Annotated in this window: 8 protein-coding genes; 7 read left to right on the top strand and 1 reads right to left on the bottom strand. The window is 42.0% G+C overall.

The features are described from left to right. Positions 1-63: 63 nt before the first annotated feature. The 3 genes from RTP52_RS16010 (at position 64) to RTP52_RS16000 (ending at position 4,366) form a co-directional block, all read left to right on the top strand. Positions 64-903, top strand: a complete 840-nt coding sequence (locus RTP52_RS16010; RefSeq protein ID WP_312372453.1) for an MBL fold metallo-hydrolase — start codon at positions 64-66, stop codon at positions 901-903. Between the two features lie 55 nt (positions 904-958). Continuing rightward, positions 959-1,987: an alpha/beta hydrolase gene (locus RTP52_RS16005; RefSeq protein WP_312372452.1), complete on the top strand. Its 1,029-nt coding sequence runs from the start codon at positions 959-961 to the stop codon at positions 1,985-1,987. Between the two features lie 135 nt (positions 1,988-2,122). Further along, positions 2,123-4,366 carry a glycoside hydrolase family 3 C-terminal domain-containing protein gene (locus tag RTP52_RS16000; protein WP_312101721.1) on the top strand — a complete coding sequence of 748 codons (2,244 nt, stop codon included), beginning with the start codon at positions 2,123-2,125 and terminating at the stop codon, positions 4,364-4,366. 97 nt (positions 4,367-4,463) lie between these two features. On the opposite strand, the gene RTP52_RS15995 is transcribed toward RTP52_RS16000, so the two are convergent. Continuing rightward, positions 4,464-6,134 carry an extracellular solute-binding protein gene (locus RTP52_RS15995; RefSeq protein ID WP_312372450.1) on the bottom strand — a complete coding sequence of 557 codons (1,671 nt, stop codon included), beginning with the start codon at positions 6,132-6,134 and terminating at the stop codon, positions 4,464-4,466. 259 nt (positions 6,135-6,393) lie between these two features. Here RTP52_RS15995 and RTP52_RS15990 point away from each other — a divergent pair, with 259 nt between their 5' ends. The 4 genes from RTP52_RS15990 (at position 6,394) to RTP52_RS15975 (ending at position 11,785) form a co-directional block, all read left to right on the top strand. Then, positions 6,394-7,368, top strand: coding sequence for an ABC transporter permease (locus tag RTP52_RS15990; RefSeq protein ID WP_312101717.1), 975 nt, complete (start codon positions 6,394-6,396; stop codon positions 7,366-7,368). A 17-nt stretch (positions 7,369-7,385) separates the two neighbouring features. Next, positions 7,386-8,273 carry a carbohydrate ABC transporter permease gene (locus RTP52_RS15985; protein WP_312372448.1) on the top strand — a complete coding sequence of 296 codons (888 nt, stop codon included), beginning with the start codon at positions 7,386-7,388 and terminating at the stop codon, positions 8,271-8,273. Between the two features lie 87 nt (positions 8,274-8,360). Next, complete coding sequence (locus RTP52_RS15980) at positions 8,361-11,054, top strand: glycosyl hydrolase (protein ID WP_312372447.1); 2,694 nt, start codon at positions 8,361-8,363, stop codon at positions 11,052-11,054. Between the two features lie 128 nt (positions 11,055-11,182). Next, entirely contained in the window at positions 11,183-11,785 is a 603-nt protein-coding gene (locus RTP52_RS15975) for a TetR/AcrR family transcriptional regulator (protein WP_312372446.1), read from the top strand. Positions 11,786-11,826: the final 41 nt, after the last annotated feature.

The raw sequence follows: 11,826 nt of genomic DNA, 5'->3' as shown, positions 1-11,826 counted from the left end.
GGCTGGAGAAGAGTATATCGACGCGGAGTCTGTGATAATATTAGGCATTAAGGAGAGAGGTTTATGAAAAAGGGACATTTTTTCCATGAAGAGATGCGGGATGGAATCTTCTTGATATCCTGCAAGGAATGGGAAATGAGTACAGCAACCATTAATACATATCTGATTAGGGGAAAGGAAAAGGCAGTGCTGGTGGATGCGGGGCTTGGGGCCTCTGGACTTCGGGAATATGCGCAGCAGCTGGCAGGGGTGCCGGTTCAGCTGGTACTAAGCCACGGACATTTTGATCATACCGGTGCTGTGAATGAATTTGAAGATGTATGGATACACCCGGAGGATGCATTAATTTTGGGGAAGAACATCATTAAGTTCCTGCCCTCAAAGAAAATAACCGCGAGAGTTCATGATTTGAGAGAAGGAGATGAATTATTGCTCGGTGACAGAACACTTCAGGTATATGATATTCAGGGGCATACTGCGGGAAGCATCGTACTTTATGATCAGAAAACAAAAACACTGATATCCGGTGACAGCATCTGCAGAAGAGTGTTCTACATTGACGGTAATAAATATCCGATCAACCGATTTTTTCATGATCTAATGAAGGTGGACCAGCTGGATTTTACTGGAGTGTGTTCGGCTCATGACCGTTTCCTCCTGCCAAAAACTCAGATTCGGCACATGATTGATGTTATATCAGATGGTATCTTTCACAGTAATATTACGATACGTATTCTAGGACGTAAGTATTTCCAGGTGAAATACGGTAACGGAGTGGAGGATCCTGATTTTATTGATTTTTCTGCTCCTATTGCATCCAGAGAACAGTTAAAACTTGAAGTTGATGATTTTCTTAAAAAGAGCGGGTATCATTCGATTCAGAAGGGAGATAGTTATGAATAAAGCGATTCTGATTCTTTACTTTTCCAGCAGGAAGCTGAAAAGAGCAGGTCTGAAAATGAGAAGACCCTTTCATAAAAAAAAGCCTGTGGGTGCCTTTATTACACCACAGGACACGGTGGATAGTATCATAGAACATCCTGTACTGGTGGAAGAAAAGGCAAAAATTTATCCGCGGTCCAAGGAGAATGACATCATGGCAATACAGACACTTGATAAATTCGCATCCGGTTTTTCGAAAACGACTGGACAAATTTATGCGGATGGTCTGAATGCAATAATTAAAAATCACAGCAATAAGGTGAGGGTTTATAGACAGATATATTCCGAGGAAGAGATAAAAAAAGATCACACTAAGGCCAATGCTAGTCTGCATTATTTTCCTTCCGGTAATAAATCAAAGTTTATTATAGTATGTCCTGGAGGTGCCTATGCCAATTGCGAAGCACTATCGGAGGGTTATCCACTGGCACTTCATCTAAACGGTTTAGGCTATACTGCCTTTGTACTTTCTTATCGTGTAAGGGAGGAAGCAAATAATCTGGCACCGGTGGAAGATCTAGCAGCGGCTGTTCGGTATGTTATTGACCGTTCAGATGAATTGAATATTGTTCCTGAAGATTATGCGGTTCTGGGCTTTTCAGCAGGAGGGCATCTGGTTGGCTGCTATGGTCTTGACAATATTGGCTATAAGAAATTTAATATGCCAAAACCCGGAGCCATCATAATAGCATATGGACTCATATCAACTGAGAAGTTTCCACATTGTAATAAGTTCCTTCTGGGTCCAGAGCCGGATGAAAAGGCTGTAAGTGCAATCAGTATCGACAAGAATATAACACCTGATTATCCTCCCGTATTCTTCTGGGCAGGTAAGAATGATCTTCTGCTGGATTATCACCATCATGGAGATGAACTGGAAAAGGCTTTGAAGATGAATGAGATACCTTACGAATATCATCTGTATGAAAAGGCAAAGCACGGAATATCTCTGGGTATAGGAACCGAAGCTGAAGGGTGGGTGGATAAGGCAGCAGCCTTCTGGGCTAAGCATTCAACTAATGTTCGTTCAACGAATGTTCATTAAACGAATGATTATTTAACAAATGTTCATTCAGCAATGTTCATTCAGCAATGTTCATTCAGCAATGTTCATTCAAAAAAATGATCGTTCATCGAAATAGATAATGCGCAGAATTCTTGCGCAGGAATGGAGGGACTTATGATCAAAGACCTGATCAAACAAATGACATTGGAGGAAAAGGCAGGATTATGCTCCGGTGCAGATTTCTGGCATACGAAAGCAGTGGAAAGACTAGGCATTCCGGCCGTGATGGTAACGGACGGCCCGCATGGTCTTCGCAAGCAGGAAGGGGAAGCAGATCATCTCGGTCTGAACCAGAGTGTTGCTGCTGTATGCTTTTCTCCAGCGTGTGCGAGCGCTTCCAGCTTTGATGAGAACTTATTATATCGGATGGGCAGTGCGCTGGGTGAAGAATGCAGATCAGAGAATATAGCGATTTTACTGGGACCTGCCGTTAATATTAAGAGAAGCCCACTTTGCGGTCGTAATTTTGAATATTTCTCAGAGGACCCTTATCTGACTGGTAAGCTTTCTTCAGCACAGATCAAGGGGATTCAGGAATGGGAGGTAGGTACCAGCCTAAAGCATTATGCTGTTAATAATCAGGAGACCTACCGCATGACCTGCTCCTCAGAGGTGGATGAACGTACGCTGCGTGAAATCTATCTGGCAGGCTTTGAGATGGCTGTGAAAGAGGCAGGACCTTGGACCGTAATGAGCAGCTATAACAAAATTAATGGGGAATATGCCAGTGAAAATAAAAAGTTGCTTACGGATATCCTGCGTGAGGAATGGGGCTTCGAGGGCTTCGTAATGTCGGACTGGGGAGCTGTTAACGACAGAGTAAAGAGTATTGAGGCAGGACTGGAGCTTGAGATGCCCTCTTCTAACGGTATTCGTGATGAACAGATTGTGAAAGCAGTCAGAGAAGGCTTGCTCCCAGAGGAACTATTGGATTTAGCTGTGGAACGCATTCTTAAGGTTATATTCCAATATTCCCAAGCCGATGCTACCAATACGCAATATGACATAGAGGAGCATCACAAGATAGCAACAGATATGGCAAAGGAATGTGCTGTTCTTTTGAAGAATGAAGGTGCGCTGCCCCTGAGCCGTCAGACAAAAGTTGCCTACATAGGTGCCTTTGCCAAAATACCGCGGTATCAAGGAGGAGGCTCCAGCCACATTCATGCCAGCAGGGTAACGAATGCATTAGATACCGGTAGGGATAAAAATCCCAATATAATTTATGCGGAGGGCTTCCCACATGACAAGGATCTAGAAGATCAATCCCATTTTGAAGAAGCAGTCAAAGCAGCATCCAAAGCGGATGCAGCTGTTATCTTTGCCGGATTACCCGAATCCTTTGATTCTGAGGGTATTGACAGAAAACATATGAGGCTACCGGAATGTCAGAACCGACTGATTGAGCAGATAGCGGGAGTGCAAAAGAATACCATCGTAGTTCTTCATAATGGCTCTGCTGTGGAAGTGCCCTGGGCAGATAAGGTGAATGCTATTCTTGAAATGTTTCTTGCAGGTCAGGGAGTCGGTGAGGCAACAGATGCCCTATTATATGCAGATGCAAATCCCTGTGGCAGACTGGCAGAAACCTTTCCGCTTCGACTTGAGGATACCCCGTCCTATTTGAATTTCCCTGGAGATGGCAAAAAGGTCGTTTATTCAGAAGGGATTTATATCGGTTACCGTTATTATGAGGCTAAAAAAATCCCGGTATTATTCCCCTTTGGTCATGGACTGTCCTATACCGAATTCTCCTATCATGATATGCAGGTAACTCGTGGTTATTTTACAGAGGGTGAGAGTATAACCGTAACGGCACAGATCACCAATTCAGGAAAGATGGCAGGAAAAGAAGTAGTGCAGCTTTATGTCGGTGACCGTACCGGTACCCCGGGCAGGCCTGTAAAAGAGTTAAAGGGATTTGCCAAGGTAGAGCTTAAACCGGGAGAGACGAAGTCGGTAACCTTTGAAATCGACGCCCGTTCTCTATCCTGGTATAACGAAGAAATCGGAGACTGGTATGCTGCCGGTGGAACCTATGAGCTTTTACTGGCTCATTCCTCTGCAGAAATTCGTCTATCGGAGAAGGTTAAGTTCACTCCTGTAAGGGAGATTCCTTTCCGGGTAGATGAGAATACAACGATAGGCTCATTGTTAAAGAACCCCAAAACCGCACCGATTATGTCGACGATGCTTTCGAAGTCTAATGGAGGCAATGCATCAGGCTTTGGCAGTTCCAATGAGATGCTGAAAGAAATGACTGGTGGGCTGCCGCTTAGGGCACTGTTTGGATTTTCGAAGATTACAGAGGATCAGATGAAGGAATTAATCTATGTACTAAAGGAGCAGCTGAAATAACTTAATAAAGATAGAAACGCGTCGCATTCCAGCTGAAAAGCTATAGTGCGACGCGTTCTTATTACGTGGTTTCATCACAATTGAATTATAAAGCTATTTATTTGCCTCTGTTGTTATAACGGTCAAGAGCTGCCTGTTGATACCCGAGGCACTCTCCCAAACCGCTGTCTTGAAGGCTGTTCTTAAAGCTGTCATAGGAATCCTGTGCCTCTAGTCCCATTATATATTTTGCGGCATATTCTCGAACCATGGTTTGAATAGCCGTATATAGGCTGTTGTATGAGCTGCCTTCTTCTTCCGTCAAGGTAATTCTTCTGGAGAGCATGTTGGTTTTCTGGTCATCCCAGATGTTTTTACTTTCAAGAAGACCTTCAGCACCTAGATAGAAATGCTCAAGATATTCCCAATTATAAAGCCCCAGACCATTGCCTCTTGCATAATATTTAAGAGCTTCGGTAGCACTTAAGCCATCAGGATTTTTCATGACTTTGTCTGTAAAGGATAAGGTTTTATCGGAAGCTACGGTATAGGATTCATTTTCCACACCGTAGAAGTTGGATAGCATACCTTCCTGTGTATATTGATAATCCAGCCACATGGCAGCAAGCTTCGGATTTTTGCAACGGGAGGTAATATAAGCAGGATTACCGCTAGCTCCATTTGATGACTTTATGACATAGGGTGTATCTCCTTTATTCAGAACCGGATTAGTTACAGCTGTAATATTACATTTTTCGTTGTTAGTCAGTCTGTTTAGAAGGGCTCCGTAGCTGGTATAGGTCCAGATTGTTGTAAAGGCAAGGGAAGTATCATTCATAATATTCTGCGCATCTGCAATGCCGGTAGGATTAATCATAAAGTCAGGATCAATCAAGCCTTCCGAATACCATTGACGCATAGTATCCAGCCAGTTCTTATAGCCTTCTTCAACGGGACCGAATTTTACGGTATTGTCTACCTGATAGAATTCAGGATAGATACCAAAGGCGGTAATGAAGGAGCCGGTAAAACCATAACCGTTTAGCGTAAGCAGTAAGGGCTTCGCCATTCCTGCGTTTTTCGCAACAGTAAGAGCATCATGCCATTCGGAGATGGTACTCGGAATATCTAGCCCCAGTGAATCTAGAATATCTTTACGGACAGCAAGTCCTGCATATTCCTTTTCTCCTTCAATTGCGGTATCGCTGGAATTGAGACCATAAATGCCAATGTATTTTCCAGCATCCGTCATTACTTCTTTTTTTAGTGCTGAATCCGCATCGATAAAGCCCCGATAGTTTGGCATATAAAGATTGACTAGATCTGTGCAGTCAAGTAGGAATCCATCTTCAACACCCTTTTCACTTCCACCTGGGTAATCGGCGAGCCCGGCTCCATATATGATATCCGGCAGTTCCGAGGACGAAAGCATAAGACCGAATTTTTCACTAGCCATGGATACAGATACCGGTACCCAGTTAATATGTACATTGGTTGCTGCTTCCATTGCTTTCACCCCTGGAAGATTGTTTGGCTCGGGTATCGAGTTATTATCGTAGATGGTCCATACGGTTAACTCCTCTTTTTGCGCGGTTAACGGAAGCATTAGCTCTTTCAGAGCCGTTTGTTCAGGAGCCACAGTTGCTGATACCCCGCGACTGTCGGCTGTGTCCGATGAATCGGTGTCGTCATTGCTTTTCTGGCAGCCTGTGAATATGGTAGCAAGCAATAAAACACATAGCGCTAAAGCTGTAATACGGTTTAGAATTTTACACAAAAATCCTTTCATAAAACATCCTCCATAAATTATTAGGTAAGTAAATACTTACATAATTAATATACTATCATGGAATAATAATGTCAATACATTATTTTAAATAATGATACATGAAAATCCTTATAAATATGGAAGTATAGAGGATTAATGTAAGTAAATGTTTACTTAATAACATGCGACTAATAATATTAAGTTTTAAGGTTGACAAACGAAAAAAAAGCATTTATTATAGGTGTTGTTAAGTAAGCACTTAGTTATATGGGAGGATATTATGGAACATAAACAGAAAAAGAAGAAAAAGGCACAGGGATATATTGAAGGAAAGGGGTTGAGGGCACTTCCTCATAATATAGGTTATGATTTTAAAAAGAATAAGCTTATTTATCTGATGAGCCTGCCGATCGTAATCTGGTTCATAATATTCTGCTATGTCCCAATGGGTGGAATTCTAATGGCCTTTGAAAAATACTCTCCGGTAAAGGGGTTAATAGGAAGTGACTGGGTAGGTTTTGATAATTTTAGAGCATTCTTTCATGGGCCTTATTTCCTGAGACTTATGAAGAATACAGTGGTACTGGGTGCACTTGATTTAATTGTCGGCTTTCCTGCACCGATTATTTTTGCCTTATTATTAAATGAAATTACTACTAAGAGATTTAAAAAGACTGTTCAGACAATTAGTTACATGCCATACTTTATATCCTCTGTTGTTTTATGCGGTTTAATCACGGATTTCTGTGCCAGCGGTGGTGTCCTGTCCAATCTGGTAGCTGGGGTGACAAATAGTGGGGGGCGTAATCTTCTGGGAATATCGAGTTATTTCAGACCGATTTTTGTCCTTTCAAACCTGTGGCAGGGCTTAGGCTACGGAAGTATCATCTATATTGCATCACTCAGCAGTGTTGATCAGGAACTTTATGAGGCTGCGGTCATGGATGGGGCGAACCGCATCAAACAGACCATACATATTACACTTCCTAGTATTGCACCAACCATAATCATTATGCTGATCCTGCGCATTAGTACTCTACTACAGGTAAGCAGTGATAAAATTCTTCTATTGTATAATCCGTCCATCTACAAAACGGCTGATGTAATCAATACCTATGTCTACCGGGAAGGATTACAGAATTATAATTATGGCTTGAGTGCCGCCGTAGGATTGTTTAATTCCCTGATAGCCACAGCCTTGCTGTTGATTACCAATAAAATCAGTGCGAAATGTTCAGATACTAGTCTGTTTTAGAAGAGAGGGATAGGACTATGGTAAAGAAAAAAAGTTTTGGTGAAATCATTTTTACAATATTTAATTACTTATTCATGATCGCCCTTTGCATTATCTGTATTATTCCTATGTGGCATGTGGCAATGGCTTCCGTCAGTGATCCGACCTTGGTAAATGCGACAAGCGGATTAATCTTAAGACCGCTGGAACAGCCGTCTGTAACAGCATATAAAATTATTCTTAACTTTAAGGGACTGCTCACCGGCTATGCAAACACCATCTTTTATGTAATTGCCCAGTGTGCTATAACCGGTATCCTATCTGTGATGGGAGGCTATATTGTATCCAAAAAGACCTTTCGTTACAGGAACTTTCTTATGCTGTTTATGATATTTACCATGCTTTTTAACGGTGGAATGATTCCTTCTTATATGGTAGTACGTAATCTGAATATGATTGATACTAGATGGGCCATGCTGATTCCCAGTGCATTAAGCGTATTCAACATTATTATCATGCGGACTGCCATTCAGGGTGTACCGGACAGTTTAGAGGAATCTGCAAGAATGGATGGTGCGAACGATTTCGTTGTTATGTTTCGGATTATTCTTCCGTTATGTAAGGCATCTTTTGCGGTTGTTATGCTTTTTACCGCAATCGGTAAATGGAACGAGTGGTTCAATGCTATGATCTATCTTCCGACTAGGACTTCATTACTACCGCTTCAGATGTTTATGCGGGAGCTGTTAATTAAGTCCTCGGGGGATGCTGTCAATCAAGCGGATATGATTTCCAATGCACAGCTTTATATGACCCTGGTAAAATACGCTGCCATTATCGTATCTACCTTGCCCATCCTGTGCGTATATCCATTTGTACAGAAATATTTTGTAAAAGGTGTCATGATTGGATCGGTAAAGGGCTAAACAGAGATGTTTGACTGGTTTCGTAAAGAATTATTAAATTCATTTTGAACATAAAAGCTGCCGGACGGCAGCATAATGGAGGTAAGAATGAAATCATTTATTAAAGAATTAATTGAACAGAAGGAAGATAATTATATTCTGCCATTTTTCTGGCAGCATGGAGAGAGTGAAGGGAAGCTTCGGGAGTATATGGAGGCAATCCATAGCTGCGGTATTCGTGCAGTCTGTGTGGAGGCCAGACCCCATCCGGATTATCTTGGATCGGGATGGTGGCATGATATGGATATCATTATTGATGAAGCTAAGAAAAGGGATATGAAGCTGTGGATTTTGGATGATGCACATTTTCCTACCGGCTATGCCGCCGGAAAAATTGCAGAGTCAGAGGATAAATACTGTAAGCAGTACATTAGCCGGAAGTTTATCGATGTCAGTGGCCCTACACCTGAGGTTGAGGTTAGTCTTGCCGCCATGATGATGCCGATTATGCTGCCTTCTGGATTAAATCTTGAAATGTTTGGTATGAGCTCGGAGAAGAAGCGCTATTTTACAGATGACAGAATCCTGTCCATTCGTGCATATCAGATGGATAGGGACTCTTCCTTGATTGGGGAAGGAATCGATCTTACCACGAATATTGTGAACGGAAAATTAATATGGGACGTTCCCCAGGGTACCTGGAGAATTAATGTTCTTTTTATTACCAGAAACGGTGAGGGGCGCTGCGACTATATCAGTATGGTCGATAAGGATTCCTGTAGAATTCAGATTGATGCGGTGTATGAACCTCATTATGAGCATTACAAAGAAGAATTTGGGAAAACGATTGCAGGCTTCTTTTCGGATGAACCCTGCCTCGGCAATAGCATCGGCTATAATTTTGATGAGTCCATCGGAAAGAAAAAGGCACCACTTCCTTGGAGTAGCCAGCTTGAGAAAATGCTAGAGGAGAAGCTAGGTAAGAAGTATCTGCCCTATTATCCTGCACTCTGGACCGACATGTCAGATGAGAAAGTAAATGCCAGGGTTCGCTATGCCTATATGGACTGTGTGACCAGACTGGTGGAAGAGAATTTTTCCAGACAGATCGGACAGTGGTGTGAGGAAAGAGGAGTGGAATACATCGGTCATATCGTGGAGGATAATAATCAGCATAGCAGACTTGGTAGCAGCCAGGGACATTTTTTTCGCTCTATGATGGGCCAGCATATGTCAGGAATTGATAATATCGGAGATCAGGTTCTTCCCGGAGGAGAAAATTATAAAAGAGAAGCATTACTAGGTGCAGATAAGGATGGAGAGTTTTATCATTTTGAACTCGGAAAGCTGGGTTCGTCCCTTGCTCATATCGATCCGAAGAAACAGGGTAGGGCTATGTGCGAAATCTTCGGAGCTTACGGCTGGAGGCTTGGGATAAAAACGATGAAATATCTGATGGATCATTTTCTGGTGAGAGGTATTAATGTATATGTACCTCACGCATTTTCACCAAAGGATTTTCCTGATTCGGACTGCCCGCCTCATTTTTATGCCGGGGGAGAGGATCCTCAGTTCAATTATTTTAAAAAGCTGATGCACTACACCAATCGTATGTGCCATCTATTGAACGGAGGTACCCATATAGCACCGGCAGCCGTATTGTATCATGGAGAAAGCGAATGGACGGGTGGCTGTATGTTTAATCAGAAGGTTGCCAGAGAGCTGCTGGAAAGCCAGATTGATTTTGATATTCTTCCCTCCGATGTTTTTGCAGATATGTCAGCTTACAATGCAGCATTTGATGGCTGCCTGCAGGTGAATGGTGAAAGTTATGACTGCTTTATTGTCCCATATGCACAATTTATCACAAAGGAAGTGGCTGTATTTGCAGGTACTGCATCAAAAAAAGGATTCCCGGTATTCTTTGTTCAAGGGCTTCCGGATGGAATCTGTAATATAGATAAGCAGGAAGAGGAGAAGCAGCTACTTGACGGATTGTCCGAATGCATTGTAGTTTCTCTGGAGGCTTTGTCAAAAACACTGAAGGATAACAGATTATTTGAAATTAGCAGTGACAATCAATTTGATGCGCTGCGTTATTACCATTATCGTAAGGATCAGACAGAGATATATATGTTCTCCAATGAAAGTATCGGTAAGGAATACAATGGCTGGATAACCGTGAAATCAAAAGGAGAGGTCAGCTTATATGATGCTATGGACAATAGGATAATTCCGGCAGAATACAGAAATACCGAAGACGGAACAAGCATACATATCAGATTAACACCATATCAAAGTGTGGTTGCTCTATTTGATGATCTGAAGGAGGTGGAAGAACAAGGCGATTTCAAGGCTAAGCCTGGATACAGACTGGATGCAGCATGGAGAATCTCCAGTGCCGAAGTCAGTAGGTATCCAGAGTTTCATCCTGTTGAAGTTACGACGGAGTTAAGAAGCATGGGCCGGGTATTACCTGCCTTTTCCGGTTATTTACGTTATGAAAGTGAGTTTATTTATGATAGAATGCCAACCGGAAAGGAGCTACTTCATATTACAGATGTCTATGAAGGCGCTGAAGTCTGGCTAAATGGCCACTGTCTTGGAATGAAAATCTGCCCGCCATATCAGTTTCCTTTGGGAGAAGCATTAAGAACCGGAGAGAACCATATCAGGATTGAGGTTGCCACAACTCTTGATAGGAAGGTGAAATCCCTTCCTCAGGATATGCGTTCCCTGATGTTCTATTCAAAGATAACAGAGCCGACGGGTATTGTAGGAAGTGTGGAAATTTGGAGTTGATTCTCCTTCATAACCTGCCTGTGGCGAATACCATGCCAATGGCATATATAATCAGATAGACCGAGAGAGTTGAAATAAAGAAAGCAATGTGATATATATTAGTAAATACTTAATAAGGAAGGATTATTATGGCTGAAAAAACGGAAAGCAAAAAGTTTGTCCGAATGGGTAATGAAAAAAGAAGCAAGCAGATATTAGAAACGGCTTGCCGCTTGTTCGCAAATAAAGGGTATGACGCAGTTACGACAAAGGAGATTGCTAAGGTTACGGACTGTAGTGAAGCATTGATTTTTAGATATTTTCCTACCAAGGAAATTATATATCAGGAATTATTTGACGAGTGGAAGGCTGGTATGAAGGATCCGGTAATACTTGAGATGATTGAGGATTCAGCTTTAAAAACCCTGGAGAAGTTTTATCTAGATATAACCGGAAATAAATTTGTGAAGGGCACAAAAATAAGCCCTAAACTGGAAGGAGCCATCTACTCCAGAGTCAGTAAGCATAAGGAAATAATCAAAGTTATTGAAAACAGCCCTGATATGGTTAAGGATACGATTGAACCTGTTATTCTGAAGGGACAAGAGACAGGTGAAATTAAAGCAGGAAGCAGCTCCTTGATGGCTCAGACCTTCTGGACGTTAATAGCTGGTGAATGGTATATTTCTAGGAATTTTGCCGGAGTTCACCCCAAGCTGTCCTTTGAGTATATTAAGGGAATACTATTCTAAATACCTATTGTAAAACAGAAGTAACCGAAAGAGAGTGAAAC

Source organism: Lachnoclostridium sp. (genome assembly GCF_031997925.1).
GTDB lineage: Bacteria > Bacillota > Clostridia > Lachnospirales > Lachnospiraceae > Lachnoclostridium.
Note: the sequence above shows the minus strand (reverse complement) of the source record. Positions and strands in the feature narration are given on the sequence as shown.